Raw genomic sequence first — 25,413 nt, 5'->3', positions numbered from 1 at the left:
AGCCGCAGGCCGCCCTTGGCGCGGCGCAGCACGCCGCCCTTCACCAGGGCCTCGACGTTCACGACGCTGCCGGCGTCGATCTTCTTGGCATCGACCGCTTCCTGGAGCCGGTCGAGATTGATCTCGGCGAACTCGACGCGGAAGATGTTGTTGAAGCCGCGCTTGGGCAGACGGCGATGCATCGGCATCTGACCGCCTTCGAAACCCTTGATGCGCACGCCCGAACGGGCGGTCTGGCCCTTGCCGCCGCGGCCGGACTGCTTGCCCTTGCCCGAACCGATGCCGCGGCCGACGCGCATACGCTTCTTGCGCGAGCCGGCGTTGTCGGCGATATCGCTGAGCTTCATCGCCCTTCTCCTTGTGTCTTGCGCACGATCTTCGCCGAAAAACGGTGCCCGCTCTTCGGGATCATGCGCCTTTGCTTACTTCTCGTCGACGATGCGGACGAGATGGTGAACCTTCTCGATCATGCCGCGGACCGCCGGGGTATCCGGCAGTTCGCTGGTGCGGCCGATCTTGTTGAGCTTGAGCCCGATCAGCGTCGAGCGCTGCGAGTGATGGCGGCGGATCGCGCTGCCGGTCTGCTCGAGCTTGATCGTCTTTGCGGTCGTAACGGCACTCTTGGCCATGGGAGTCTACTCCGAAAAGCTTCCGTTAGTCGGCAGCCGCCTCGGCGTCGCCGCCGATACGGCGAGACTGGAGGGTGGACACCTTGATGTTGCGGCGGGCAGCGACCGAGCGCGGCGAATCCTGATGCTTCAGCGCGTCGAAGGTCGCGCGCACCATGTTGTACGGGTTCGACGAGCCGATCGACTTCGCCACCACGTCCTGGACGCCGAGCGTCTCGAACACGGCGCGCATCGGACCGCCGGCGATGATCCCGGTACCGGCCGGAGCTGCACGCAGGTAGACGCGGCCCGCGCCATGACGGCCAGCGATGTCGTGATGGAGGGTGCGGCCCTCGCGCAGCGACACGCGGGTCAGGTTACGCTTGGCGGATTCGGTTGCCTTGCGGATCGCCTCGGGCACTTCGCGCGCCTTGCCGTGACCGAAGCCGGCGCGGCCCTTCTGATCGCCGATCACGACCAGCGCTGCGAAACCGAAGCGCTTGCCGCCCTTGACGACCTTGGCCACGCGGTTGATGTGGACGAGCTTGTCGACGAACTCGCTGTCGCGCTCCTCGCGCTCCCTGCGTTCACGTCCGCCGCCGCGTTGATCGCGTCCACCACGCTGTTCGCGTTCTGCCATTTTTCCAATCCTTCAGAGGCTTACGCCTCAATCCTCAAATTCCGTTAGAAGCTCAGCCCGCTCTCACGCGCCGCGTCGGCCAGAGCCTTGACGCGCCCGTGATAGAGGTAGCTGCCGCGATCGAAAACGACTTCCTTGACGCCCTTCTCGGCGGCGCGCTCGGCCAGCAGCTTGCCGACCGCCTTCGCCGCATCGATGTCGGCACCGGTCTTCCCGCCGTCGCGCATCGACTTCTCGAGCGACGAGGCCGAGGCCAGCGTCTCGCCCTTCAGGTCGTCGATGACCTGGGCGTAGATGTGCTTGGACGAGCGGAACACCGACAGACGCGGACGACCACCGCCGGAGCGGCGCAGCTTCAGCCGCACACTCCGCTTGCGCCGGGCATTGGTAACCTTGGCTTTGGACATGACCGGCTCCGTTACTTCTTCTTGCCTTCCTTGCGGAAGATGAATTCGCCAACATACTTCACGCCCTTGCCCTTGTAGGGCTCCGGCGGGCGATAGCTGCGGATCTCGGCCGCGACCTGGCCGACACGCTGGATGTCGCTGCCTGTCACCGTGATCTCGGTCGGCTTCGGCACGGTGATCGTGATCCCCTCGGGGATCGTGTAGACCACGTCGTGGCTGTAGCCGAGCGCGAGCTGCAGGTTCTTGCCCTGCATCGCGGCGCGGTAACCGACGCCGGTGATCTCAAGCTTCTTCTCGAAGCCCTTGGTGACGCCTTCGACCAGATTCGCGACCTGGGCGCGAGCGGTACCGTACAGCGCGCGCGCGCGGTTGGTCTCGACCCGCGGGTTCACCTTCACCTGGCCGTTCTCGAGCTTCACCTCGACGTCGTCATGGACGACGAACTGAAGCTGGCCCTTCGGGCCCTTCATCTTGACGGTCTGCCCATCAACGGTCGCGGTCACTCCCGACGGAACCGGAACAGGCCTTTTGCCAACTCGTGACATGGATCAAAAATCCTTCTCAGAACACCGTGAAGAGGACTTCACCGCCCACATTCGCGTCACGCGCGCTGTGGTCGGCCATGATCCCCTTCGGCGTCGACAACACCGAAATGCCGAGCCCGTTGTTGACCCGCGGCAGGTTCTTCACCGAGGCGTAGACACGACGCCCGGGCTTGGAGACACGTTCGATCTCGCGGATGACGGGCTCGCCGTCGAAATACTTCAGCTCGATCTCGATCTCGCTGCGGCCCGAGGAATGCTCGAGCGTGGCGTAACCGCGGATGTAGCCCTCGGACTTGAGGACTTCGAGCACGTTCTCGCGCATCTTCGAACCAGGCGTGGAGACCTTGTTCTTGGAGCGCATCTGCGCGTTGCGGATACGGGTGATCAGATCGCTGATTGGATCGTGCGTAGACATCTAAACGACCCTCCTTACCAGCTGGACTTCACGAGGCCCGGGACCATGCCCTTGGAGCCAAGTTCGCGCAGCGCGATACGGGACAGCTTGTTCTTGCGGTAGTTCGAGCGCGGGCGGCCCGACAGCTCGCAACGCAGGCGGATGCGGGTCGCCGACGAATTGCGCGGCATTTCCGCGAGCTTCAGGGTGGCGGCGAACCGCTCCTCCATCGGCAGCTTCTTGTCGGCGATGATCGCCTTCAACCGCTCGCGCTTCGGGGCGGCGTTCTTCACCATCCGCTTGCGCCGGTTGTTCTTCTCGATTGAACTCTTCTTTGCCATGCTTGGCTCCTGGGTATCCGCGTTTGAGAGGCTTTAGGTCAGCGTCTCACTGCCGGAACGGGAAATTGAAAGCGGTCAACAAGGCCCTCGCCTCGTCGTCGGTCTTGGCCGTGGTGCAGACGGTGATGTCCATGCCGCGGGCTTCCGTGACCTTGTCGAAGTCGATCTCGGGGAAAATGATGTGCTCCTTGATGCCGAGCGAGTAGTTGCCGCGGCCGTCGAAGCTCTTCGGGTTCAGGCCGCGGAAGTCGCGGACGCGCGGCAGCGCGACCGTCACCAGGCGATCGATGAACTCGTACATGTGGGACTTGCGCAGCGTGACCTTGCAGCCGATCGGCTGGTTCTCGCGCAGCTTGAAGGTCGCAATCGCGATACGCGAATAGGTCACGATCGCCTTCTGGCCGGCGATCTGGGTCAGCTCGGCGGCAGCGGTCTCGGCCTTCTTGCGGTCGTTGACGGAATCGCCAACGCCCATGTTCAGCACGACCTTGTCCAGGCGCGGAACCTGCATGACGTTCTCATAACCGAACTTCTCGGTCATCGCCGTGCGGATCTTCGCATCGTATTCCGCGCGCAGGCGCGGCGTGTAAGCGGCCTCAGCCATCGATCTCAGCTCCCGAGCTCTTGGCGATGCGGACCTTCTTGCCGTCCGCCAGAATCTTGAATCCGACGCGGGTCGGCTTTCCATCCTTGCCGACATACGCGATGTTGGACAGTTGGATCGGCGACTCCTTCGAGATGATGCCGCCCTCCTGGGCCTGCGTCTGCTTCTGGTGACGCTTGACCATGTTGATGCCGCGCACGAGCGCCGTGCCGGCGTCGGGACGCACTTCGAACACTTCGCCGGTGCGGCCCTTGTCGCGGCCGGTCAGCACGACGACCTTGTCGCCCTTGCGGATCTTCGCAGCCATCACAGCACCTCCGGCGCGAGCGAGATGATCTTCATGTGGTTCTTCGCGCGCAGCTCGCGCGGCACGGGCCCGAAGATACGGGTGCCGACCGGCTCGGACTGGTTGTTGATCAGGACGGCGGCGTTGCGGTCGAAGCGGATGACCGAACCGTCGGCGCGGCGGATGTCCTTGCGGACGCGCACCACGACGGCCTTCATCACGTCGCCCTTCTTCACCTTGCCACGCGGAATTGCTTCCTTGATCGAAACGACGATGATGTCGCCGATCGTGGCGTAGCGGCGCTTGGAGCCCCCGAGCACCTTGATACACATGACACGGCGTGCGCCAGAATTGTCGGCCACGTCGAGGTTGGTCTGCATCTGAATCATTGATGCACCTCGTCCTCTTCTCTTTGCGCCAGCCCAGCCGGCGCTCAACATTTCCCTGAAGTCAGTCGGCTAAAGCCAACAGATCAGGCGCTTTTCTTGTGTTCGCCCCGGATCACGACCCAGCGCTTCAACTTCGAAATCGGCTTCGATTCCTCGATCCACACCATGTCGCCCGGCTTGAACTCGTTGCTCTCGTCGTGCGCGTGGTAGTTCTTCGAACGGCGGATCGTCTTCTTGTAGATCGGGTGCGTGAAGCGGCGATCGACGCGCACCACGATGGTCTTGGCTTGCTTGTCGCTGACGACCACGCCCTGCAAAGTACGTTTCGGCATCTTCGTAAGCCTCTTACTTCTTCTTCGCGCGCGTCTGCGCGGCGACGGTCTTGATCCGGGCGATGTCACGACGGGCCTCGCGCAGGCGCGAGGTATTCTCGAGCTGCCCGGTGGCGCGCTGGAAGCGCAGGTTGAAGCGCTCCTTCTTCAGGTTCAGGACGGCGTCGTCCTGCTGGTCGGGGCTCATCGCGCGGATGTCTTCGATCTTCATCTGGGCCATGGCCATTACTCCGCAATGCGCTCGACGAAGCGCGTCTTGATCGGCAGCTTGGCGGCCGCCAGGGTCAGCGCCTCACGCGCCGTCTGGGTGTTGACGCCGTCGATCTCGAACAGCACCCGGCCCGGCTTGACGCGCGCGACCCACAATTCCGGCGAACCCTTGCCGGAGCCCATGCGGACTTCGGCCGGTTTCTTCGACACCGGAACGTCCGGGAATACGCGGATCCAGACGCGGCCGGCACGCTTCATGTGGCGGGTCAGCGCGCGGCGAGCGGCTTCGATCTGGCGCGCGGTGACGCGCTCAGGCTCGGTCGCCTTCAGGCCGAACTGGCCGAACGCCAACGTCGCGCCCGACGACGCAACGCCGTGGATACGGCCCTTATGCGCCTTCCGGAACTTCGTCTTCTTAGGTTGCATCATGGCTTTAAGCCCTCAAATTCTCAGTGCGGATCAGGCCGCAGCGTTGTCACGGCGCCCACGGCCACCGCGATCACCACCACCGCTGGTCTCGCCTTCGGCCATTCTCTTGTCCTGGGCCATCGGATCGTGTTCGAGGATCTCGCCCTTGAAGATCCAGACCTTGACGCCGCAGGTGCCGAAGGTCGTGAACGCGGTCGCAACGCCGTAGTCGATGTCGGCGCGCAGCGTGTGCAGCGGCACGCGACCTTCGCGGTACCACTCCATGCGCGCGATTTCCGCACCGCCCAGACGACCCGAGCAGTTGATGCGGATGCCTTCCGCGCCGAGACGCATCGCCGACTGCACGGCGCGCTTCATGGCGCGGCGGAACGCCACGCGGCGCTCCAGCTGCTGCGCGATCGACTCGGCCACCAACGTCGCATCGAGCTCCGGCTTGCGGATTTCGACGATGTTGATGACGACGTCGGACGAGGTGATGTCCGCGACCTTCTTGCGCAGCTTGTCGATGTCTGCGCCTTTCTTGCCGATCACCACGCCCGGACGGGCCGAGTGGATGGTGACGCGGCACTTCTTGTGCGGACGCTCGATCACGATGCGGGCGACGGCCGCCTGCTTGAGCTCCTTGTGCAGGATCTCACGGATCTTGACGTCCTCGTGCAGCAGCTTGCCGTATTCCTGCTTGCCGGCGAACCAGCGGGAATCCCAGGTGCGGTTGATGCCGAGACGCAGACCGATCGGATTGATCTTTTGACCCATCGTGTTCTCCTGCGCCCTTAAGCGGCGGCTTCAGCTTCGACCTGACGAACGATGATCGTCAGCTGCGAAAATGGTTTGTAGACACGGCCCGAGCGGCCACGGCCGCGAGCGGCAAAGCGCTTCATCACGAGGCCGTTGCCGACGAAGGCCTGCGCCACGACGAGATCGTCGACGTCGAGGTCGTGGTTGTTCTCGGCATTGGCGATAGCCGATTCCAGGCACTTCTTCACGTCCACCGCGATCCGCTTGCGCGAAAACTGCAGATCGGCGAGCGCAGCAGCTGCCTTCCGGCCGCGAATGAGCTGGGCGACCAGGTTGAGCTTCTGCGGGCTCACCCGCAGCATCCGGGCGACCGCCTTGGCCTCGTTCTCGGCGAGGCTCCGTTCGCGCTTAGGTTTGCTCATCGTTTAATCCTCAAGCCTTCTTGGCTTTCTTGTCGCCGGAGTGGCCATGGAAGGTCCGGGTCGGCGAAAACTCGCCGAACTTGTGACCGACCATTTCCTCGTTGACGGCCACCGGCACGTGCTTCTGACCGTTGTAGACGCCGAAGGTCAGGCCGACGAACTGCGGCAGGATCGTCGAGCGACGGCTCCAGATCTTGATGACGTCGTGACGGCCGGACGCGCGGGCAGCATCTGCCTTCTTGAGCAGAGAACCCTCGACGAACGGGCCTTTCCAGACTGAACGAACCATGTCCGGCGTTCCTTACTTCTTCCGCTTGTGGCGGCTTAGGAGAATGAATTTGTTGGTCGACTTGTTGGTGCGGGTCTTCTTGCCCTTGGTCGGCTTGCCCCACGGGGTGACCGGGTGGCGACCGCCCGAGGTACGACCTTCACCACCGCCGTGCGGATGGTCGATCGGGTTCATCGAGACACCGCGGTTATGCGGCTTGCGGCCCAGCCAACGGTTACGGCCGGCCTTGCCGATCGAGGTGTTCATGTGATCCGGGTTCGACACCGCGCCGATCGTGCCGCGGCAACGGCCGTGCACCAGGCGCTGCTCGCCCGAGTTCAGGCGGATGATCACGTAGTCCTGGTCGCGGCCGACGAGCTGGGCATAGGTGCCCGCGGAACGGGCGAGCTGGCCGCCCTTCCCGATCTTGACCTCGATGTTGTGGATGATCGTGCCGACCGGCATGTTGCCGAGCGGCATGACGTTGCCCGGCTTCACGTCGACATAGTTGCCGGCGATGATGGTGTCGCCCACGGCCAAGCGCTGCGGCGCCAGGATGTAGGCCAGCTCGCCGTCCTGATACTTGATCAGCGCGATGAAGCCGGTGCGGTTCGGATCATACTCGAGACGCTCGACCGTCGCGGGGACGTCGATCTTCTCGCGCTTGAAATCCACGGTGCGCAGCGTCTGCTTGTGACCGCCGCCGCGGAAGCGCACGGTGATGCGACCGGTGTTGTTGCGGCCGCCCGAGGAGTGCTTGCCCTCGGTGAGCGCCTTGACCGGCTTGCCCTTGTAGAGGGCCGAACGATCGACCATGACCAGCTGGCGCTGGCCCGGCGTCGTAGGATTGAATGTCTTCAGTGCCATCGTCGTACGACCTTACAGACCGGTGGTTACGTCGATCCGGTGGCCCTCTTCGAGGGTCACGATCGCGCGCTTGGTGTTCGACTGCGAGCCGAGATTGCCGCGGAAGATCTTGGTCTTGCCCTTGCGGACCAGCGTATTGACGCTCTTGACCTTGACGTCGAACAGCTTCTCGATCGCTTCCTTGATCTGCGGCTTGGTCGCCTTGGCGGCCACCTTGAACAGCACCTTGTTGTGCTCGGATGCGATCGTCGCCTTTTCGGTCACGACCGGCGACACGATCACGTCGTAGTGGCGAGCCTCGATGTTCTTCGTCATTTGAAGCGCGCCTCCAGCGCATCGATGGCGGCCTTGGTCAGAACGAGCTTCTGACGGCGCAGGATGTCGTAGACGTTGATGCCCTGGATCGGCAGCACGTCCATGTTCGGGATGTTGCGAGCCGCAGCGGCGAAGCCATTGTTGAGCTCGGCGCCGTCGATGATCAGCGCGTTGGTCAGGCCGAGCCCCGAGAAGTGACCGAGCAGCGCCTTGGTCTTGGCGGCTTCCAGCGCGGCCTTGTCGATCACGACGAGATCGCCGTCCTTGGCCTTGGCCGAGAGCGCATGCTTCAGCGCGAGCGCGCGGACCTTCTTCGGCAGGTCGGTGGCGTGCGAACGCACCACCGGACCGAAGGCACGGCCGCCGCCGCGGAACTGCGGCACGCGGGCCGAGCCGTGACGAGCACCGCCGGTGCCCTTCTGCTTGTACATCTTCTTGCCGGTGCGCCAGATCTCGGCGCGGCCCTTGGCCTTGTGCGTGCCGGCCTGGCGCTTGTTGAGCTGCCACTGCACACAACGTGCAATGATGTCCTGGCGCGGCTCGAGGCCGAAAATGGTGTCGGACAGCTGGACCGAGCCGGCTTCCTTACCTTCGAGGGTGGTGACCTTCAATTCCATCTCACGCACCCTCCTGCTGGGCCGCAGCCTCGGCTTCGCCACCCGCAACCTTGAACTTGCCGGGCTTCGGAGCTTCCTTCGGCAGCGGCTTCTTGACGGCGTCGCGCACGCGAATCCAGCCGCCCTTGGAGCCGGGAACGGCGCCTTCGACGAGGATCAGGCCACGCTCGACATCGAGCTGAACGACGCGAAGGTTGAGCGTGGTGATGCGGTCGACACCCATATGGCCGGGCATCTTCTTGTTCTTCCAGGTCTTGCCGGGGTCCTGACGGCCACCGGTCGAACCGATCGAGCGGTGCGAGACCGAGACGCCGTGGGTGGCGCGCAGACCGCCGAAGTTCCAGCGCTTCATACCGCCGGCGAAGCCCTTACCGACCGAAGTGCCGGTGACGTCGACGAACTGGCCAACGACGAAGTGGTCGGCAAGGATCTCGGCGCCGACCGGGATCATCTGATCCGCGGAGACTCGGAATTCCTCGACCTGCCGCTTCGGCTCGACCTTGGCGACCGCGAACTGGCCGCGCTCCGCCTTGGGCATGTAAACGGTCTTGCGGCTGCCAGAACCAAGCTGGAGCGCGACGTAACCGTTCTTCTCTTCGGTGCGGTGGCCTACGACCTGGCAATTGCCGAGCTTCAGCACGGTCACGGGGATATGTTCGCCGGCCTCTGTAAAGACCCGCGTCATCCCGACCTTTTGTGCGATCACTCCGGAGCGCATCGGCTTGCTTCCTGTTCTTTCTGTCCGCTTGCGCGAACGGGATCCAAAAATCTTAGAGCTTGATCTCGACGTCGACACCGGCGGCCAGGTCGAGCTTCATCAAAGCATCGACGGTCTGCGGGGTCGGATCGACGATGTCGAGCAGGCGCTTGTGAGTGCGCATCTCGAACTGCTCGCGGCTCTTCTTGTCGACGTGGGGCGAACGGTTGACGGTGAACTTCTCGATGCGGGTGGGCAGCGGAATGGGTCCGCGGACCTGCGCGCCGGTGCGCTTCGCCGTGTTCACGATCTCGCGGGTCGACGTATCGAGGATACGATGGTCGAACGCCTTGAGACGGATACGAATGTTTTGGCCGTTCATTGCCGTGCTTTCTCTAGTGAGTGGCGAGTAGCGAGTAGCGAATAGAATTCCCTATTCGCCACTCCCCATTCCCTATTCGCTTGTTACTCGATGATCGAGGCGACGACGCCGGCGCCGACGGTGCGGCCACCTTCGCGGATCGCGAAACGGAGCTTCTCTTCCATCGCGATCGGCACGATCAGGTGCACTTCCATCGCGATGTTGTCGCCCGGCATCACCATCTCGGTGCCTTCCGGCAGATGCACGACACCGGTCACGTCGGTGGTGCGGAAGTAGAACTGCGGACGGTAGTTGGTGAAGAACGGGGTGTGGCGGCCGCCCTCTTCCTTGGTGAGGATGTAAGCCTCAGCCTTGAACTTGGTGTGCGGCTTGACCGAACCCGGCTTGCACAGCACCTGGCCGCGCTCGACGTCTTCGCGCTTGGTGCCGCGGAGCAGCGCACCGATGTTGTCGCCGGCCTGGCCCTGATCGAGCAGCTTGCGGAACATTTCGACGCCGGTGACGGTCGTCTTCTGGGTCGCACGGAGACCGACGATCTCGATTTCCTCGCCGACCTTGACGATGCCGCGCTCGACACGGCCGGTCACCACGGTGCCGCGGCCCGAGATCGAGAACACGTCTTCAACCGGCATCAGGAACGGCTGGTCGATCGGACGCTCCGGCTGCGGGATGTACTCGTCGACGTTCTTCATCAGCTCGAGAATGGCGTCGTGACCGAGCTTCTTGTCGGAGTCTTCGAGAGCGGCGAGCGCCGAACCCTTGATGATCGGGATCTTGTCGCCCGGGAAGTCGTACTTCGAGAGCAGTTCGCGAACTTCGAGCTCGACGAGCTCAAGCAGTTCCGGATCGTCGACCATGTCGCACTTGTTCAGGAACACGACCAGCGCGGGCACGCCGACCTGGCGGGCGAGCAGAATGTGCTCGCGCGTCTGCGGCATCGGGCCGTCAGCAGCCGACACGACCAGGATCGCACCGTCCATCTGGGCGGCGCCGGTGATCATGTTCTTCACGTAGTCGGCGTGGCCGGGGCAGTCGACGTGGGCGTAGTGGCGGTTCGGCGTCTCGTACTCGACGTGTGCGGTCGAGATCGTGATGCCGCGCGCCTTCTCTTCCGGCGCCTTGTCGATCTGGTCGTACGCGGTGAACGTTGCACCGCCGGCTTCGGCGAGAACCTTGGTGATCGCCGCGGTCAGCGACGTCTTGCCATGGTCGACGTGACCGATGGTGCCGATGTTGCAGTGCGGCTTGTTACGTTCAAACTTTGCTTTGGCCATTTGACTCTCCGTTCAATCGTCAGTTCGTGACCGACGACAATCAGGCAAACTTCTTCTGGACTTCTGCCGACACGTTGGCCGGCGCTTCTGCGTAGTGGTCGAACTGCATGGTGAAGGTTGCGCGACCCTGGCTCATCGAGCGCAGGTTATTCACGTAACCGAACATGTTCATGAGCGGCACCATCGCGTTGATGACGTTGGCGTTGCCGCGCATGTCCTGCCCCTGGATCTGACCGCGCCGGGAATTCAGGTCGCCGATGACCGAGCCGGTGTAGTCTTCCGGGGTCACCACTTCGACCTTCATGATCGGCTCGAGCAGGACGGACTTGCCCTTCTGCAAGGCTTCGCGGAATGCCGCGCGCGATGCGATTTCGAAGGCGAGCGCCGACGAGTCGACGTCGTGATACTTGCCGTCGACGAGCTGAACCTTGACGTCGACCACGGGGAAGCCCGCGACCACGCCAGAGCTCATCACGCTGTTGAGGCCCTTTTCGACGCCGGGGATGTATTCCTTCGGAACCGCACCACCGACGATCTTGGACTCGAACTCGTAGCCCTTGCCGGGCTCGTTCGGCTCGACCACGATCGACACTTCCGCGAACTGACCGGTACCGCCGGTCTGCTTCTTGTGGGTGTACTTGACCTCGGCCTTCTTGGTGACGCGCTCACGGAACGCAACCTGCGGCGCGCCGATGTTGGCGTCGACCTTGTAGGTGCGCCTGAGGATGTCGACCTTGATGTCGAGATGGAGCTCGCCCATGCCCTTCAGGATGGTCTGGCCGGACTCCTGGTCGGTCGACACGCGGAAGGACGGATCTTCCGCAGCGAGCTTGGCCAGCGCCACGCCCAGCTTTTCCTGGTCGGCCTTGGACTTCGGCTCGATCGCGATCTCGATGACCGGCTCGGGGAATTCCATCTTCTCCAGGATCACCTGCTTGTCGGGATCGCACAGCGTGTCACCGGTGCGCGCTTCCTTCAGGCCGGCCAGCGCGACGATGTCGCCGGCATAGGCTTCCTTGATGTCTTCGCGGTTGTTCGCATGCATCAAGAGCATGCGCCCGATGCGCTCCTTCTTCTCGCGGGTCGAGTTCACGACGCCGGTGCCGCTCTGCAGAACGCCGGAGTAGATGCGGCAGAAGGTGATGGTGCCGACGAACGGGTCGTCCATGATCTTGAACGCGAGCAGCGCGAGCGGCTCCTTGTCGTCCGCCTTGCGCACGACCTCGTTGCCGCGGTCGTCGGTGCCCTTGATCGCGGGCACGTCGATCGGCGACGGCAGATAGTCGACGACGGCGTCGAGCAGCGGCTGCACGCCCTTGTTCTTGAAGGCCGAGCCGCACAGCACGGGATAGAACGCGCCGGTCAGGACCGCCTTGCGGATCAGCCGCTTCAGCGTCTCTTCGTCCGGCTCCTTGCCGTCGAGATAGGCGGCCATGGCGTCGTCGTCGAGCTCGACGGCGGCTTCCACCATCTTCTCGCGATATTCCTTGGCCTGCTCGACGAGATCCTCGGGAATGTCGACATAGTCGAACTTCGCGCCGAGCGATTCATCGTTCCAGATGATGCCCTGCATCTTCACGAGGTCGACGAGACCCTTGAAGTTGTTCTCGGCGCCGATCGGAAGCTGGATCGCGATCGGCTTGGCGCCGAGGCGGTCGACGATGTCGGCCAGGCACTTGAAGAAGTCGGCGCCGGTCTTGTCCATCTTGTTGGCGAAGACGATGCGCGGAACCTTGTACTTGTCGCCCTGGCGCCAGACGGTCTCGGTCTGGGGCTCGACGCCCTGGTTGGAGTCGAGCACGCAGACGGCGCCGTCGAGCACGCGCAGCGAACGCTCGACTTCGATGGTGAAGTCGACGTGGCCGGGGGTGTCGATGATGTTCAGACGCTTGCCGGCCCAGAACGCGGTGGTCGCAGCCGAAGTGATCGTGATGCCACGCTCCTGCTCCTGCTCCATCCAGTCCATCGTCGCGGCACCTTCGTGCACTTCGCCGATCTTGTGGCTCTTGCCGGTGTAATAGAGGATGCGCTCGGTCGTCGTCGTCTTGCCGGCATCGATATGCGCCATGATACCGAAGTTGCGGTAATTCTCTATGGCATGAACGCGGGGCATTGGGTGTTCCTTAGATTCCGTGTTTCGCCGTTACCAGCGATAGTGCGAGAAGGCGCGGTTGGCTTCCGCCATCCGGTGCACGTCTTCGCGCTTCTTGACGGCGTTGCCACGGTTGTTCGACGCGTCCAGCAGTTCGGCCGACAGCCGCTCGGTCATGGTCTTCTCGTTGCGATCGCGAGCAGCGGAGATCAGCCAGCGGATGCCCAGCGCCTGACGGCGGGTCGAACGAACCTCGACCGGGACCTGGTAGGTCGCGCCGCCGACGCGGCGGGAGCGCACTTCGATCGTCGGCATGACGTTCTCGAGTGCCTGCTCGAACACGCCGAGCGGGTTCTGCTTGGTCTTGGTTTCGATGATACCGAACGCACCGTAGACGATGCCTTCGGCGACCGACTTCTTGCCGGCGTACATCACCGAATTCATGAACTTCGTGACGATGATGTTCCCGAACTTCGGATCGGGGAGAACTTCGCGCTTTTCCGCTGAGTGGCGACGAGACATGGACCTGGTTCCCGCTTACTTCGGACGCTTCGCGCCGTACTTCGAACGACGCTGCTTACGGTTCTTGACGCCCTGGGTATCCAGAACGCCGCGGAGGATGTGATAGCGCACGCCGGGCAAGTCCTTGACGCGACCGCCGCGGATCATGACCACCGAGTGCTCCTGGAGGTTATGGCCCTCACCGGGGATGTAGCCGATCACCTCGAAGCCGTTGGTCAGGCGCACCTTGGCGACCTTACGAAGCGCCGAGTTCGGCTTCTTCGGGGTCGTGGTGTAGACGCGGGTGCAAACACCACGCTTCTGCGGCGACTGCTGCAGCGCCGGCACCTTCTTGCGCGACTTCTGCACTTCACGCGGTTGAGCGATCAGCTGGTTGATCGTCGGCATCCTGGCCTTACCCTTTGTTCTGTTGCAGATCCTTCCGGATCCGCTGTCTTGCCGCAGCCCGTTGCCGGGACCGCAAATTCTTTCGAGCCACCCGCCCGACGAGGTCGCCTTCGGCGGAACAATCCGCACAAAGCGAAATCGCGCCAACCGCCCCATCAACGGGCGGAAAGCGCTTCGACGCCACAGAGGACCGCAGTCTTGAGGCCGGTCAGCGTAAAGCCGCGGCCCGCGCACTGAGGTCATGCATCCGAATTCGATCTCTAGAGAACGTGCTCAAGAGAACTAAAATCGCACTGGCATTGCCTAGCTATGATCGACAGCGTTTGAGCGGCATTCGTCGAGGTTGGTGCCCGTCTTGCGCGACCCCTGCTGATCTAGTCCTTGTGGGATCTAGTTCTTGGGGATCTAACGGGTGGCCCGTTCCGACGCTGGCGATGCTCACCGCCTGTCGTTAAGTGAGGCGCTTTCTATAAGTGAGAGTCGGTCAAGTCAAGGCGAAACGACAGTCACAAGGCGCTCAGGAGCCTGTCAAAATCGCTGTTTGCCACCCTCGCCGCGTCACCCGGATATGGGAGCGCAGCACCCATTTCGCCAGCTCGACGAACATTTATATCCGGGCGAAATGTAACTTTATAACGATCCGCGAAGGTTTTTTGGGCTCTTCAAGCGTTAATGAGCGTTAATCTCTTCCCTTCGACAGCAATCGGCATCGGGAACGTTACCAAAAAATGGGCGAAAGGTCGCCGGCGCGACCAACGTCCGTGACATCGGGTCCCGACCGATTCACTCTGAGAGGTATCCGGCCGAGCTCTCGAATCGAGGAGTTCATCGGTCCATGCGCCCCCGCGAATGCCGATGACCGGAATCACAGAATCGGTGCGGCCCGACTCACCCCTCCCCGTCGCCGTCCTCGTCCTCATCATCCTCGCGGTCGTCTTCATCGTCATCGTCTCTGCCGTCGTCGGCGTGAGCCGCCGCGCCATGCGGCTGGTGGATCTGGTCGTTCCACAGCTTGCGATAGGTGCCGTTCTTGGCGAGCAGCTGGGCATGCGAGCCGCGTTCGATCGCCCTGCCCGCGGAAATCACGATGATTTCGTCCATCTCGACCACCGAGGTCAGCCGGTGGGTCGACCAGATCATGGTGCGGCCCTTGGCGACCTTGAGCAGCGTCCGGTTGATTGCAGCTTCCGTGGTCTGGTCCAGCGCCGAGGTCGCCTCGTCCAGCAGCAGCACCGAGGGGTTGCGAATGATCGCGCGCGCGATCGCGATGCGCTGGCGCTGGCCGCCCGACAGGGTATCGCCGCGCTCGCCGACCGGCGTGTCGTATCGCTGCGGCAGGCTCATGATGTAGCGATGAATCTCGGCCTTCTTGGCGGCGTCCTCCACCTCCTCGTCACTCGCGCCTTCCTTGCCGAGCCGGATGTTCTCGCGAATCGACATGTTGAACAGCATGTTCTCCTGGAACACCACCGCCATGCTCCGGCGCAGGGAATCCAGCGTCACCTTGCGGACGTCGACGCCGTCGATGGTGACGCGCCCCTCGTTGGGCACGTAGAGCCGCAGGATCAGGTTGAGCAACGTGCTCTTGCCGGAGCCGCTCGGGCCGACGATCGCGATGCGCTTGCCCGCATTGAGCTTGAGACTGAGATTATCCAGCACCGGCGTCTGACTGCCCTCGTACTGGAAGGTGACGTGATCGAAGGTGATGTCGTTGGTGATGCGCGGCAGGTCGGGCGCGCCAGGGCGATCAGCGCTGCGGGTCGGCTGGTCCAGCAACTCCTGGATGTGGCGGATCGCGGCGGCCGAGGAGATCGACACCGGGATGAAATGCATCACATGGGCGATGTTGTAGGAGACCTCCCAGAACGCGCTCTCGAATGTGACGAAGGTGCCGATGGTGATCTGGCCCTTGGTCGCCAGGTACGCGCCGATGGCCAGCACGACCAGGTGCAGCATCAGCACCGAGATGGTCACCGTCCGCTCCACCATGGTGGACAGGAACGCGGCCGAGGCAATCTTGTTGCGCGTCTCGTCGTTGCGGAAGGTGAAGAACCCGAACATCTTGCGCTGCAGGCTGAATGCCTTGATCACGGCTTGCGCCGCCACGTTCTCCTGCACCATGCCGAGCAGCGCGCTCTCGTTGAGCTTCTGCTCGTAATTGGCCTGCACCGCCTTGGGCGTCAGGATCCGCGGGCCGATCAGCGTGATTGGGAACACGAGCAGCGCAACGGCGGCGAGCTGCCAGTTCAAGAACACCATCAGGACGATGCCGGCGATCAATTCCAGAAACGGCAGCGCGGCACTGTTGGCGAAAGTCTTCACCGAGCCTTCGAAGGCCGAGAGGTCGACCGAGAAGCGCGATAAAATCTCGCCGCGCTTGGTGCGGCCGAAATAGGCCGCCGGCAGGTCCTGCACGTGCTCGAACAGGCGCTTGCGGACGTCGGAGATGATACAGGCAGCCAGCCGCGCATCCCAGCGCTCGTACCAGACGGCGACGATCGAGGTGAAGATGCCGGCGACGGCGAGCACGCCGAGGATCTTGTACAGCGCCTGGAAGTCCTCCTCGCCGAGCGCATCGTCGATCAGGAACTTGAGGCTGAGAGGCATGATGACGTTGAACAGCGTCTCGACGAAGACGCCAAACGCCACGAATGACAGCATCCGCTTGTAGTTGGTCAGATGGGGTTTGACGAACCCGACGATGGTGGCGAGCGCGCCCGCAGCCTCGCGTGCGGTAAAGACGACGAGGTCCTCGTCCTCATCGTCGTCATCAAGCTCCAGCTCGTCATCTGCCTCGTCCTCGTCGTCTTCGAGGTCCGGCTTGGCAGAAGCGGCGAGCTTGTCGTCGAGCTCGGCCGCCTCTTCGGCGGCGAGCTTCTGTTTGTCGGGCGGGAGGGGCTTGGACGCCATGAAACCAACCGATGCTGACGGCCGGCATGACCGCAGAGAAAGCAGGAGATAGCGGTAACCGCTATTGCACCGATTCTATGCGATCAAGATGAATTCGGCAAAACAATTGGCGAAGGCGCTCGCTCCAAGCGCCTAATCGTCGTCCTCGTCCCCGACCTTGTCGAAGAAGGAATATCGCAAGCTGTCGGCGTCGGCGTACCACTGCCCCGGCCCCTTGTTGGCGGCGAGCGTCGCCTCCCAGAGCGCATCGGTGCAATCCTTGCGGTGCATCGAGAGGTCGAAACCGTTGCCGAAGAACAGCTCGGACCATTCCCACCAGGTCCCGAGCTTCTTGACCCCGCGCAGGAGGTCGTAGCGGTCAATCAGAGCCGGAGCCATGTCCGAGGTGATCGAGCCGAACACGAGGCCGGTCTTGACCACGCGGTTCAGCTCCTTGATCGCGCGGACCACCTGCTTCGGGGAAACGTGGCAAAGGCTGGTCTCGAACACGAAGTCGAACGCGCCGTCCTTGAACGGCATGTCGGTGATAGAGCCGAGCTTGTTGTATTTCTTCAGCGCCTTCGGCGTCCTGCCGTGGATGGCACGGTTGTTCTCGATGCCGAAGGCATCGATGCCGCGCTCGCGCAGCGCGCCGACCAGCTCACCGCTGGCCGAGCCCGCGACGAGCAGCTTGGCGCCCTTGGTCTTGCCCCAGACGATGCCGAGCAGCCTGGTGAGATAATCGGCGTCGGTGAAGTGGCGCCATGCCTCGTGATAGGGACCGAGGCCACGATAATCCTCGAAATAGCCGCGGTCGATCTTGTCGGAGACCGGCTCGCCATCCTGCGCGCGCTGGCGGCGCAGGCGCATCATCTCGGTCAGGATGATGTCGGTCGCCGCGTCCGAGGAGTCGAGCAGGCCGTTCAGCGTCGAGTCGAACAGATAGTCGCCGACCACCACGATGCCCGGATGCTCCTTCGGCTCCGGCCGGTGATTGGTCATGACGTCGCGCACGGGCAGGCCGCCCGGTATAGCGTTCACGGACGACAGCCAGCGGTGGATCTTGCCTTCCATGAAATGCGAACGCGCATCGCCGAGCGAAGCCGGCAGCGACTTGAGCGCGGCATCGATCAGCTCCTGGTCCGACAGATTGGCAAAGGCCAGCGCGTCGGAGCCGGGAATCAGCCAGTTCAACACGCCGTGCTTGCCGACGTCGTGGCGCGCGCCTTCGTTGTAGACGCAGCAGCCGCCGAAGGCTTCCGACATGAACCAGGCGCCGGAAATCTTCTCGCCCCAGAATGGCGTGTCGAACAGGATCGAGACGCGCAGGTAATGTGCGGGACGGTCGAAATAGGAGACGTGCTTGACCATCGATTTGCGCAGCTGCTCGCCTTCCCACCCCATGGTGGCGAGCCAGGAATGCGGCAGGCAGACCAGCACGAGATCGAAGTCGCGGGTCTCCGGTCCCTTGCCATTCATCATCTTGAGCTGGTAGCGGCCGGTCGGCGCCTTGCCCACGGTGAGCACGCGGTGATTGAGCTGGATGTCGGCGTTGACCTCCGACTGGAGGCACTCGATCAACTGCTCATTGCCGTTCTGGATGGAATACAGGCCAATATAGCCGTCGACATCCATCAGGTAGTTCTTGAGCGCGTTGAGGCCGTTGGTGTTGTGGCTCTCGGTCGCGATATCGGAGCGCGCCATCACCTTGAAGAAACGCTTTGCGGTTTCGTCCTCGACCTCCTCGTCGAGCACCTGCTCGGCGGTCTTGAAGGCCCAGGGATTCTCGTTGTCGTGCGCGCCGACGCCCTCGTAATATTCGACCGGCGACATCACCTCGGCACAACGTTTGCGGAACGCTTCGATCGCGGCCGCGGTCTTGGCGCCGTATTTGCGGCGCATGTCGGGCACGTCGCGCAGCAGCTCGCCGCCGAACTGGACCTGCTCGGCATCCATCGGAATGGTCTGCAGCCCGAAATGCTGAATCAGCTCGCGCAGCGGATCGGGCCCCGTCATCGAGTAGTCGTAGATCTCGGCGACGCCGGCCTCGTACATCGCAGGTGCGGAATCGAACTTGCGCGTGACGATCTTGCCGCCGAGCCGGTCGGAGGCCTCGTAGATGGTGACACGACAGAGATCGCCAAGCTTGCGCTTCAGATACCAGGCACTCATCAGCCCACCGGGGCCGCCGCCTACGATTGCGAGATCAAGCATGTGAGTTCCGTGGTCTCCGGCCCTGCCCCCGTCACGGGATCCACCGGTCTAAACTCTCCTAGCAGAAGCGCTTTTGCGCCTGAAGGAAAGATGAACAAAGGTTGATCCCGCATCGCAGCAGGCAATGAAAGCAGCAAAAAGGCCGGCTTGCGCCGGCCTTTTCATTGTCCTCGGTATTCCTACGGATGAACCATCATTCCGCGGGCGGCAGCGCAGGAAGCTCGGCTTCCGGCGCGGGCGACACGACGGCCGCCTGCTTCTCGCGCTCGTCCAGGATCATATTGTCGCGCTTCACGGCGACTTCGCGGATCTTGGCCATGGAAGCGCCGGTGCCCGCCGGGATCAGCCGGCCGACGATGACGTTCTCCTTGAGGCCTTCGAGCGGATCGACCTTGCCGTTGACCGCCGCTTCCGTGAGGACGCGGGTGGTCTCCTGGAACGAGGCCGCCGAGAAGAACGAGCGGGTCTGGAGGCTCGCCTTGGTGATGCCGAGCAGAACCGGCGTACCCGTGGCGATCTTCTTGCCCTCTTCCTTGGCCTTCTCGTTCAGCGCGTCGAACTCGATCTTGTCGACCTGCTCGCCGGAGATCATGTCCGTGTCGCCCTGGTCGGTGACTTCCACCTTCTGGAGCATCTGACGGACAATCACCTCGATGTGCTTGTCGTTGATGAGCACGCCCTGAAGCCGGTAGACCTCCTGGATCTCGTTGACCAGATAGGCCGCGAGTTCCTCGATGCCCTTGACCGCAAGAATGTCGTGCGGCGCCGGGTTGCCTTCCACGATGAAATCGCCCTTTTCGACGACGTCGCCGTCCTGAAGGTGGATGTGCTTGCCCTTCGGGATCAGGTACTCACGCGCCTCGTCGGTCTTGTCCATCGGCTCGATCGAGATGCGACGCTTGTTCTTGTAGTCGCGCCCAAACCGGATGGTGCCCGAGATTTCGGCGATGATCGCCGCGTCCTTCGGACGCCGTGCCTCGAACAGTTCCGCCACCCGCGGCAGACCGCCGGTGATGTCACGCGTCTTGGCGCTTTCGGTCGAGACACGGGCGAGAATGTCACCCGCCTGGACCTTGGCTCCGATGTCGACCGACAGAATGCCGTCGACCGACAGCATGTAGCGGGCATCGCCGCCGCGGGCGAGCTTGAGCACCTTGCCGTCCTTGCCCTTGACCACGATGGCGGGACGCAGGTCCGCGCCGCCACGCGTCGAGCGCCAGTCGATGACCACGCGCTTGGCGATGCCGGTGGCTTCGTCGAGCGTTTCCGAGATCGACAGACCCTCGATCAGGTCCTCGAAGCCGATGGTGCCTTCCACTTCGGTGAGAAGCGGACGGGTGTACGGGTCCCACTCGACGATGCGCTGGCCACGCTTGACCATGTCGCCTTCGTCGATGTGCAGGCGCGAACCGTACTGGACGCGGTGCGTCGCACGCTCGGTGCCGTCGGCATCGACGATCGCCACCACCATGTTGCGCACCATTGCGACCAGGTGACCTTCGCTGTTGCGGGCGATGGCCTTGTTCCTGATCACGATCTTGCCGTCGAAGTTGGCTTCGACGAACGACTGCTCGTTCAGCTGCGCCGCACCACCGATGTGGAAGGTGCGCATGGTGAGCTGGGTGCCCGGCTCACCGATCGACTGCGCCGCGATGACGCCGACCGCTTCGCCGTGGTTGACCGGCGTGCCGCGGGCGAGGTCGCGGCCGTAGCACTTGCCGCAGATGCCGTTGACGAGTTCGCAGGTCAGCGCCGAGCGGATCTTCACCTCCTGCACACCACCCTGCTGGATGGCGTCCAGATGGCTTTCTTCCATCAGCGTATCGCGCTTGATGATCACCTTGCCCGAGCTGTCACGGATGTCTTCGCAGGCCGTGCGTCCGAGGATGCGCGAACCGAGCGAAGCAACCACGGTGCCGGCATCGACGATGGCACGCATCTTGATGCCGAGCTTGGTGCCGCAATCGCTCTGCGTGATGATGCAGTCTTGCGCCACGTCGACCAGACGACGGGTCAGGTAGCCCGAGTTCGCGGTCTTCAACGCGGTGTCCGCGAGACCCTTGCGGGCGCCATGGGTCGAGTTGAAGTACTCGAGAACCGAGAGGCCCTCCTTGAAGTTCGAGATGATCGGCGTCTCGATGATCTCACCCGACGGCTTGGCCATCAGGCCGCGCATGCCGGCGAGCTGGCGCATCTGGGCCGGCGAACCGCGGGCACCGGAGTGAGCCATCATGTAGATCGAGTTGATGTCGGCATCCGCTCCACTCGCCGTCTTCTTGGTGGAGGAGATCTCCTTCATCATCGCCTTGGCGATTTCTTCCGTGGCCTTCGACCAGGCGTCGACGACCTTGTTGTACTTCTCGCCATGGGTGATCAGACCGTCGTTGTACTGCTGCTCGAAATCCTTCGCCAGCGTACGGGTGGTGTCGACGATCTTCCACTTGGAGTGCGGTACGACCATGTCGTCCTTGCCGAACGAGATGCCGGCCTTGAACGCGTTGTAGAAGCCGAGCGCCATGATGCGGTCGCAGAAGATCACCGTCTCCTTCTGACCGCAGTGGCGGTAGACTTGGTCGATGACGCCCGAGATCTCGCGCTTGGTCATCAGCTTGTTGATGATCTCGTACGGGACGCGCGGGTTCTTCGGCAGCAGATTGCCGAGCATGACGCGGCCGGCGGTGGTCTCGATCCAGCGCTTGGAGATCTTGCCGGTCTCGTCGATGCCTTCCCACCGGTACTTGATCTTGGTGTGGAGGTGGATGACCTTCGCATGCAGCGCGTGCTCGAGCTCAGCCATCTCGCCGAACACCTTGCCCTCGCCGGGCAGGCCTTCGCGCATGATCGAGACGTAGTAGAGGCCGAGCACGATGTCCTGCGACGGCACGATGATCGGCTGACCGTTGGCGGGATGCAGGATGTTGTTGGTCGACATCATCAGGACGCGCGCTTCCAGCTGCGCTTCGAGCGACAGCGGGACGTGCACGGCCATCTGGTCGCCGTCGAAGTCGGCGTTGAACGCGGAGCAGACCAGCGGGTGAAGCTGGATCGCCTTGCCCTCGATCAGCACCGGCTCGAACGCCTGGATGCCGAGACGATGCAGCGTCGGCGCGCGGTTCAGCAGCACCGGATGCTCGCGGATGACCTCGTCCAGGATGTCCCAGACCTCGGGCCGCTCCTTCTCGACCAGCTTCTTCGCCTGCTTCACGGTGGTGGACAGGCCCTTGGCGTCAAGCCGGGAATAGATGAACGGCTTGAACAGCTCGAGCGCCATCTTCTTCGGCAGGCCGCACTGATGCAGGCGCAGCTCGGGACCGACCACGATCACCGAACGGCCCGAATAGTCTACGCGCTTGCCGAGCAGGTTCTGGCGGAAGCGGCCCTGCTTGCCCTTGAGCATGTCGGCGAGCGACTTCAGCGGGCGCTTGTTGGCGCCCGTGATGACGCGGCCGCGGCGGCCGTTGTCGAACAGCGCATCGACCGCTTCCTGAAGCATGCGCTTCTCGTTGCGGATGATGATGTCGGGCGCACGCAGCTCCATCAGCCGCTTCAAGCGGTTGTTGCGGTTGATGACGCGGCGGTAGAGGTCGTTGAGGTCGGAGGTCGCGAAGCGGCCGCCGTCGAGCGGCACCAGCGGACGCAGGTCCGGCGGAATCACCGGGACCACGGTCATGATCATCCATTCCGGCTTGTTGCCGGAGTGGCGGAACGCTTCCACGATCTTCAGGCGCTTGGCCAGCTTCTTGTGCTTGATATCGGAGTCGGTCTCCTGCATCTCCGCGCGCAAGGACAATTCGAGCTTCTCGAGGTCCATGCCCTTGAGCAGCTCGCGGATCGCTTCCGCGCCGATCATGGCGGTGAAGGAATCCTGGCCGTACTCGTCCTGCGCCTTCAGATACTCGTCTTCCGACAGCAGCTGGCGGTCCTTCAGCGCGGTGAGTCCCGGCTCGAGCACGACGTAGTATTCGAAATAGAGGATCCGCTCGAGATCCTTCAGCGTCATGTCCAGCAAGAGGCCGATGCGCGAGGGCAGCGACTTCAGGAACCAGATGTGGGCGACGGGGGCTGCGAGCTCGATATGGCCCATGCGCTCACGCCGGACGCGCGACAGCGTGACCTCGACCGAGCACTTCTCGCAGATGATGCCCTTGTACTTCATGCGCTTGTACTTGCCGCACAAGCACTCGTAATCCTTGATCGGCCCGAAGATGCGGGCGCAGAACAGGCCGTCGCGCTCGGGCTTGAAGGTACGGTAGTTGATGGTCTCCGGCTTCTTGATCTCGCCGTACGACCAGGACAGAATCTTCTCTGGAGACGCGATCGAGATCCGGATCTGGTCGAAGACCTGAGCCGGCGTCGTCGGGTTGAAGAGATTCATAATTTCTTGGTTCATCGTCTTCTCCTCGCATGCCGGTCGCCTCCGGCCGCAAATTCGAAAATCACTTAGCGGGGCGCCCTGCCCTCAAGGCCTCGGGCGGGGCGCCGGTGCCCGGCCGTAAAGGCCGGGCATGAACAGGTCGATTACTCGGCCGCTTCCGACGTCGGCGCCGGTCCCACCTTGGAGTTGTGCAGGTCGACGTTGAGGCCGAGCGAGCGCATTTCCTTGACCAGCACGTTGAACGATTCCGGAATACCGGCCTCGAACGTGTCGTCGCCGCGCACAATCGCCTCGTACACCTTGGTGCGGCCGGCGACGTCGTCCGACTTCACCGTCAGCATCTCCTGGAGCGTGTACGCCGCGCCGTAAGCCTCGAGCGCCCACACCTCCATTTCGCCGAAGCGCTGGCCGCCGAACTGCGCCTTGCCGCCCAGCGGCTGCTGGGTGACGAGCGAGTACGGACCGATCGAACGCGCGTGGATCTTGTCGTCGACCAGATGGTGCAGCTTGAGCATGTAGATGTAGCCCACCGTCACCTTGCGATCGAACGGATCGCCGGTGCGGCCGTCATAGACGGTCGACTGGCCCGAAGCGTCCAGACCGGCAAGCTTCAGCATCTCCTCGATGTCGGCTTCCTTGGCGCCGTCGAACACCGGCGTCGCGATCGGCACGCCGCGGCTCAAGTTGTGGCCGAGCTCGATCAGTTCGTTGTCGTTGAGCGACTTGATCGTCTCGTCCTCGCCGTAGACCTTCTTCAAGGTTTCCTTCAGCGGCTTGATGTCCTGCTTCGACAAATAGGCATCGACCGTCTGGCCGATACGCTTGCCGAGGCCGGCGCAGGCCCAGCCGAGATGGGTCTCGAGGATCTGTCCGACGTTCATGCGCGAGGGCACGCCCAGCGGATTGAGCACGATGTCGGCATGCGTGCCGTCTTCGAGGAACGGCATGTCCTCGATCGGCACGATCTTCGACACCACGCCCTTGTTGCCGTGGCGGCCGGCCATCTTGTCGCCGGGCTGGATCTTGCGCTTCACCGCGACGAAGACCTTGACCATCTTCATCACGCCGGGCGGCAATTCGTCACCGCGCTGCAGCTTTTCGACCTTGTCGAGGAAGCGCTGTTCAAGCCCCTTCTTCGACTCGTCGTACTGCTTCCGCATGGCCTCGATCTCGGCCATCAGCTTGTCGTTCGGCGAAGCGAACAGCCACCACTGCGACTTCGGATACTCCTCGAGCACCGCACGGGTGATCTTGGTGTCCTTCTTGAAGCCCTTGGGACCGGCAATGCCCTGACGCCCCTCGAGCAGCTCGGCAAGACGGTTGTAGACGTTGCGGTCCAGAATCGCCTGCTCGTCGTCGCGGTCCTTGGCCAGACGCTCGATCTCTTCCCGCTCGATCGCCAGCGCACGCTCGTCCTTGTCGACGCCGTGACGGTTGAACACGCGCACTTCCACGATCGTGCCCTGCACGCCCGGAGGAACGCGCAGCGAGGTATCGCGAACGTCGGAAGCCTTCTCGCCGAAGATGGCGCGCAGGAGCTTCTCTTCCGGCGTCATCGGGCTCTCGCCCTTCGGCGTGATCTTGCCGACCAGGATGTCGCCGGCCCGCACTTCCGCACCGATGTAGACGATACCGGCTTCGTCGAGGTTCTTCAGCGCTTCTTCCGAGACGTTCGGAATGTCGCGGGTGATTTCCTCGGGTCCGAGCTTGGTGTCACGGGCCATCACCTCGAATTCTTCGATATGAATTGAGGTGAACACGTCTTCCTTCACGATCCGCTCGGAGAGCAGGATCGAGTCTTCGAAGTTGTAGCCGTTCCACGGCATGAACGCGACGAGCACGTTCCGCCCCAGCGCGAGCTCACCGAGATCGGTCGAGGGACCGTCGGCGATGATGTCGCCCTTCTTGACGATGTCGCCGACCTTCACCAGCGGACGCTGGTTGATGCAGGTCGACTGGTTGGAGCGCTGGTACTTCATCAGCCGGTAGATATCGACGCCCGACTTGGTCGGATCGAGATCTTCCGTGGCGCGGATGACGACGCGGGTCGCGTCGATCTGGTCGATCACGCCGGAACGGCGCGCCGCAATCGCGGCACCCGAGTCACGCGCAACCACGCCTTCCATGCCGGTGCCGACGAACGGCGCCTCGGCGCGAACCAGCGGCACC

At 63.1% G+C, this 25,413-nt stretch carries 29 protein-coding genes; all 29 read right to left on the bottom strand.

Going from position 1 to position 25,413, the window contains the following annotated elements:
• Positions 1-347, bottom strand: a 347-nt coding sequence (rplO, locus tag MOV75_RS05265) for a 50S ribosomal protein L15 (protein WP_247005121.1), incomplete at its 3' end; no start/stop codon positions are given.
• A gap of 75 nt (positions 348-422) precedes the next feature.
• A complete protein-coding gene (gene rpmD, locus MOV75_RS05260; RefSeq protein ID WP_212248998.1) occupies positions 423-629 on the bottom strand; it encodes a 50S ribosomal protein L30 in 207 nt (68 codons plus the stop codon).
• A gap of 25 nt (positions 630-654) precedes the next feature.
• Complete coding sequence (gene rpsE, locus MOV75_RS05255; RefSeq protein ID WP_025036985.1) at positions 655-1,248, bottom strand: 30S ribosomal protein S5; 594 nt, start codon at positions 1,246-1,248, stop codon at positions 655-657.
• Between the two features lie 44 nt (positions 1,249-1,292).
• The gene (rplR, locus tag MOV75_RS05250; protein WP_007603036.1) at positions 1,293-1,655 is read right to left on the bottom strand and encodes a 50S ribosomal protein L18; all 363 of its coding nucleotides are present in this window, start codon (positions 1,653-1,655) and stop codon (positions 1,293-1,295) included.
• Positions 1,656-1,666: 11 nt separating this feature from the next.
• Positions 1,667-2,200, bottom strand: a complete 534-nt coding sequence (gene rplF / locus MOV75_RS05245; RefSeq protein ID WP_246916886.1) for a 50S ribosomal protein L6 — start codon at positions 2,198-2,200, stop codon at positions 1,667-1,669.
• A 16-nt stretch (positions 2,201-2,216) separates the two neighbouring features.
• Complete coding sequence (gene rpsH, locus MOV75_RS05240; RefSeq protein WP_246916889.1) at positions 2,217-2,615, bottom strand: 30S ribosomal protein S8; 399 nt, start codon at positions 2,613-2,615, stop codon at positions 2,217-2,219.
• 14 nt (positions 2,616-2,629) lie between these two features.
• On the bottom strand, positions 2,630-2,935 hold the full coding sequence (gene rpsN / locus MOV75_RS05235) for a 30S ribosomal protein S14 (RefSeq protein ID WP_246916892.1): 306 nt from the start codon (positions 2,933-2,935) through the stop codon (positions 2,630-2,632).
• A gap of 46 nt (positions 2,936-2,981) precedes the next feature.
• On the bottom strand, positions 2,982-3,539 hold the full coding sequence (rplE, locus tag MOV75_RS05230; RefSeq protein WP_246916895.1) for a 50S ribosomal protein L5: 558 nt from the start codon (positions 3,537-3,539) through the stop codon (positions 2,982-2,984).
• Positions 3,532-3,846, bottom strand: a complete 315-nt coding sequence (gene rplX, locus MOV75_RS05225) for a 50S ribosomal protein L24 (protein ID WP_007603031.1) — start codon at positions 3,844-3,846, stop codon at positions 3,532-3,534. Before rplX ends, rplE begins: the two co-directional genes overlap by 8 nt.
• Positions 3,846-4,214, bottom strand: a complete 369-nt coding sequence (gene rplN / locus MOV75_RS05220) for a 50S ribosomal protein L14 (protein ID WP_007603030.1) — start codon at positions 4,212-4,214, stop codon at positions 3,846-3,848. The genes rplX and rplN overlap by 1 nt, the downstream gene beginning before the upstream one ends.
• Positions 4,215-4,297: 83 nt before the next feature.
• Positions 4,298-4,546, bottom strand: a complete 249-nt coding sequence (gene rpsQ, locus MOV75_RS05215) for a 30S ribosomal protein S17 (protein ID WP_007603028.1) — start codon at positions 4,544-4,546, stop codon at positions 4,298-4,300.
• Positions 4,547-4,559: 13 nt separating this feature from the next.
• Positions 4,560-4,766 (bottom strand): 50S ribosomal protein L29, encoded by a 207-nt coding sequence (rpmC, locus tag MOV75_RS05210; RefSeq protein WP_026202715.1) that lies wholly within the window; start codon positions 4,764-4,766, stop codon positions 4,560-4,562.
• Between the two features lie 5 nt (positions 4,767-4,771).
• Positions 4,772-5,185, bottom strand: a complete 414-nt coding sequence (rplP, locus tag MOV75_RS05205; RefSeq protein WP_008136349.1) for a 50S ribosomal protein L16 — start codon at positions 5,183-5,185, stop codon at positions 4,772-4,774.
• A gap of 30 nt (positions 5,186-5,215) precedes the next feature.
• Positions 5,216-5,941, bottom strand: a complete 726-nt coding sequence (rpsC, locus tag MOV75_RS05200) for a 30S ribosomal protein S3 (protein ID WP_129268065.1) — start codon at positions 5,939-5,941, stop codon at positions 5,216-5,218.
• Between the two features lie 17 nt (positions 5,942-5,958).
• Positions 5,959-6,345 (bottom strand): 50S ribosomal protein L22, encoded by a 387-nt coding sequence (rplV, locus tag MOV75_RS05195; protein WP_008136353.1) that lies wholly within the window; start codon positions 6,343-6,345, stop codon positions 5,959-5,961.
• Between the two features lie 10 nt (positions 6,346-6,355).
• Positions 6,356-6,634, bottom strand: a complete 279-nt coding sequence (rpsS, locus tag MOV75_RS05190) for a 30S ribosomal protein S19 (RefSeq protein WP_008136357.1) — start codon at positions 6,632-6,634, stop codon at positions 6,356-6,358.
• A 12-nt stretch (positions 6,635-6,646) separates the two neighbouring features.
• On the bottom strand, positions 6,647-7,480 hold the full coding sequence (gene rplB / locus MOV75_RS05185; protein ID WP_246916898.1) for a 50S ribosomal protein L2: 834 nt from the start codon (positions 7,478-7,480) through the stop codon (positions 6,647-6,649).
• 12 nt (positions 7,481-7,492) lie between these two features.
• Positions 7,493-7,795, bottom strand: coding sequence for a 50S ribosomal protein L23 (locus MOV75_RS05180; protein WP_194402791.1), 303 nt, complete (start codon positions 7,793-7,795; stop codon positions 7,493-7,495).
• Positions 7,792-8,412, bottom strand: a complete 621-nt coding sequence (gene rplD, locus MOV75_RS05175; protein WP_074116741.1) for a 50S ribosomal protein L4 — start codon at positions 8,410-8,412, stop codon at positions 7,792-7,794. Before rplD ends, MOV75_RS05180 begins: the two co-directional genes overlap by 4 nt.
• 1 nt (position 8,413) lies before the next feature.
• Positions 8,414-9,130 carry a 50S ribosomal protein L3 gene (gene rplC / locus MOV75_RS05170; RefSeq protein WP_246916903.1) on the bottom strand — a complete coding sequence of 239 codons (717 nt, stop codon included), beginning with the start codon at positions 9,128-9,130 and terminating at the stop codon, positions 8,414-8,416.
• 52 nt (positions 9,131-9,182) lie between these two features.
• Complete coding sequence (gene rpsJ, locus MOV75_RS05165; protein WP_002712302.1) at positions 9,183-9,491, bottom strand: 30S ribosomal protein S10; 309 nt, start codon at positions 9,489-9,491, stop codon at positions 9,183-9,185.
• Positions 9,492-9,574: 83 nt separating this feature from the next.
• A complete protein-coding gene (tuf, locus tag MOV75_RS05160; RefSeq protein ID WP_008136415.1) occupies positions 9,575-10,765 on the bottom strand; it encodes an elongation factor Tu in 1,191 nt (396 codons plus the stop codon).
• A gap of 40 nt (positions 10,766-10,805) precedes the next feature.
• A complete protein-coding gene (fusA, locus tag MOV75_RS05155) occupies positions 10,806-12,878 on the bottom strand; it encodes an elongation factor G (RefSeq protein WP_038950207.1) in 2,073 nt (690 codons plus the stop codon).
• A 30-nt stretch (positions 12,879-12,908) separates the two neighbouring features.
• A complete protein-coding gene (gene rpsG, locus MOV75_RS05150) occupies positions 12,909-13,379 on the bottom strand; it encodes a 30S ribosomal protein S7 (protein ID WP_018322260.1) in 471 nt (156 codons plus the stop codon).
• A gap of 15 nt (positions 13,380-13,394) precedes the next feature.
• Complete coding sequence (rpsL, locus tag MOV75_RS05145) at positions 13,395-13,766, bottom strand: 30S ribosomal protein S12 (RefSeq protein WP_007603006.1); 372 nt, start codon at positions 13,764-13,766, stop codon at positions 13,395-13,397.
• Between the two features lie 888 nt (positions 13,767-14,654).
• Entirely contained in the window at positions 14,655-16,676 is a 2,022-nt protein-coding gene (locus MOV75_RS05140; protein ID WP_246916905.1) for an ABC transporter ATP-binding protein, read from the bottom strand.
• Between the two features lie 132 nt (positions 16,677-16,808).
• Complete coding sequence (locus MOV75_RS05135; RefSeq protein WP_246916907.1) at positions 16,809-18,869, bottom strand: FAD-dependent oxidoreductase; 2,061 nt, start codon at positions 18,867-18,869, stop codon at positions 16,809-16,811.
• 193 nt (positions 18,870-19,062) lie between these two features.
• A complete protein-coding gene (rpoC, locus tag MOV75_RS05130) occupies positions 19,063-23,259 on the bottom strand; it encodes a DNA-directed RNA polymerase subunit beta' (RefSeq protein WP_246916909.1) in 4,197 nt (1,398 codons plus the stop codon).
• Between the two features lie 128 nt (positions 23,260-23,387).
• Positions 23,388-25,413, bottom strand: a 2,026-nt coding sequence (rpoB, locus tag MOV75_RS05125) for a DNA-directed RNA polymerase subunit beta (protein WP_247005119.1), incomplete at its 5' end; no start/stop codon positions are given.

The organism is Bradyrhizobium sp. PRIMUS42 (assembly GCF_023006515.1).
Taxonomy (GTDB): Bacteria; Pseudomonadota; Alphaproteobacteria; order Rhizobiales; family Xanthobacteraceae; genus Bradyrhizobium.
This window is presented reverse-complemented; position numbering and strand designations above follow the sequence as displayed.

Bases quoted from the DNA above. Each gene is read 5' to 3' on its own strand.
- rpmD (WP_212248998.1), bottom strand. From the start codon at position 629: ATGGCCAAGAGTGCCGTTACGACCGCAAAGACGATCAAGCTCGAGCAG.
- rpsE (WP_025036985.1), bottom strand. From the start codon at position 1,248: ATGGCAGAACGCGAACAGCGTGGTGGACGCGATCAACGCGGCGGCGGA.
- rplR (WP_007603036.1), bottom strand. From the start codon at position 1,655: ATGTCCAAAGCCAAGGTTACCAATGCCCGGCGCAAGCGGAGTGTGCGG.
- rplF (WP_246916886.1), bottom strand. From the start codon at position 2,200: ATGTCACGAGTTGGCAAAAGGCCTGTTCCGGTTCCGTCGGGAGTGACC.
- rpsH (WP_246916889.1), bottom strand. From the start codon at position 2,615: ATGTCTACGCACGATCCAATCAGCGATCTGATCACCCGTATCCGCAAC.
- rpsN (WP_246916892.1), bottom strand. From the start codon at position 2,935: ATGGCAAAGAAGAGTTCAATCGAGAAGAACAACCGGCGCAAGCGGATG.
- rplE (WP_246916895.1), bottom strand. From the start codon at position 3,539: ATGGCTGAGGCCGCTTACACGCCGCGCCTGCGCGCGGAATACGATGCG.
- rplX (WP_007603031.1), bottom strand. From the start codon at position 3,846: ATGGCTGCGAAGATCCGCAAGGGCGACAAGGTCGTCGTGCTGACCGGC.
- rplN (WP_007603030.1), bottom strand. From the start codon at position 4,214: ATGATTCAGATGCAGACCAACCTCGACGTGGCCGACAATTCTGGCGCA.
- rpsQ (WP_007603028.1), bottom strand. From the start codon at position 4,546: ATGCCGAAACGTACTTTGCAGGGCGTGGTCGTCAGCGACAAGCAAGCC.
- rpmC (WP_026202715.1), bottom strand. From the start codon at position 4,766: ATGGCCCAGATGAAGATCGAAGACATCCGCGCGATGAGCCCCGACCAG.
- rplP (WP_008136349.1), bottom strand. From the start codon at position 5,185: ATGATGCAACCTAAGAAGACGAAGTTCCGGAAGGCGCATAAGGGCCGT.
- rpsC (WP_129268065.1), bottom strand. From the start codon at position 5,941: ATGGGTCAAAAGATCAATCCGATCGGTCTGCGTCTCGGCATCAACCGC.
- rplV (WP_008136353.1), bottom strand. From the start codon at position 6,345: ATGAGCAAACCTAAGCGCGAACGGAGCCTCGCCGAGAACGAGGCCAAG.
- rpsS (WP_008136357.1), bottom strand. From the start codon at position 6,634: ATGGTTCGTTCAGTCTGGAAAGGCCCGTTCGTCGAGGGTTCTCTGCTC.
- rplB (WP_246916898.1), bottom strand. From the start codon at position 7,480: ATGGCACTGAAGACATTCAATCCTACGACGCCGGGCCAGCGCCAGCTG.
- MOV75_RS05180 (WP_194402791.1), bottom strand. From the start codon at position 7,795: ATGACGAAGAACATCGAGGCTCGCCACTACGACGTGATCGTGTCGCCG.
- rplD (WP_074116741.1), bottom strand. From the start codon at position 8,412: ATGGAATTGAAGGTCACCACCCTCGAAGGTAAGGAAGCCGGCTCGGTC.
- rplC (WP_246916903.1), bottom strand. From the start codon at position 9,130: ATGCGCTCCGGAGTGATCGCACAAAAGGTCGGGATGACGCGGGTCTTT.
- rpsJ (WP_002712302.1), bottom strand. From the start codon at position 9,491: ATGAACGGCCAAAACATTCGTATCCGTCTCAAGGCGTTCGACCATCGT.
- tuf (WP_008136415.1), bottom strand. From the start codon at position 10,765: ATGGCCAAAGCAAAGTTTGAACGTAACAAGCCGCACTGCAACATCGGC.
- fusA (WP_038950207.1), bottom strand. From the start codon at position 12,878: ATGCCCCGCGTTCATGCCATAGAGAATTACCGCAACTTCGGTATCATG.
- rpsG (WP_018322260.1), bottom strand. From the start codon at position 13,379: ATGTCTCGTCGCCACTCAGCGGAAAAGCGCGAAGTTCTCCCCGATCCG.
- rpsL (WP_007603006.1), bottom strand. From the start codon at position 13,766: ATGCCGACGATCAACCAGCTGATCGCTCAACCGCGTGAAGTGCAGAAG.
- MOV75_RS05140 (WP_246916905.1), bottom strand. From the start codon at position 16,676: ATGGCGTCCAAGCCCCTCCCGCCCGACAAACAGAAGCTCGCCGCCGAA.
- MOV75_RS05135 (WP_246916907.1), bottom strand. From the start codon at position 18,869: ATGCTTGATCTCGCAATCGTAGGCGGCGGCCCCGGTGGGCTGATGAGT.
- rpoC (WP_246916909.1), bottom strand. From the start codon at position 23,259: ATGAACCAAGAAATTATGAATCTCTTCAACCCGACGACGCCGGCTCAG.